Below are 342 nucleotides of genomic sequence, written 5' to 3' on the forward strand. Positions count from 1 at the left end.
GGAGTCGGAGTGATACTCGGAGTCGGAGTCGGAGTGACTAATGGAGTCGGAGTGATACTCGGAGTCGGAGTCGGAGTTACCAGCGGAGTGGGAGTGACACTCGGAGTCGGAGTCGGAGTTACCAGCGGAGTGGGAGTGACACTCGGAGTCGGAGTCGGAGTTACTACTGGAGTTGGAGTCGGAGTGACTAATGGAGTCGGAGTGACACTTGGAGTCGGAGTCGGAGTGACACTTGGAGTCGGAGTCGGAGTGACACTTGGAGTCGGAATGACACTCGGAGTCGGAGTTGGAGTGACAACTGGAGTCGGAGTGATACTCGGAGTCGGAGTCGGAGTGATACTC

Annotated in this window: 1 protein-coding gene; it reads right to left on the reverse strand. The window is 57.0% G+C overall.

All coding sequences use genetic code 11. The features are described 5' to 3' along the window. Window positions 1-342, reverse strand: a 342-nt coding sequence (locus QUA13_RS32770; RefSeq protein ID WP_333199418.1) for a hypothetical protein, incomplete at both ends; no start/stop codon positions are given.

The sequence above is a fragment of the Microcoleus sp. S28C3 genome (assembly GCF_036700785.1).
GTDB lineage: Bacteria > Cyanobacteriota > Cyanobacteriia > Cyanobacteriales > Microcoleaceae > Microcoleus > Microcoleus asticus.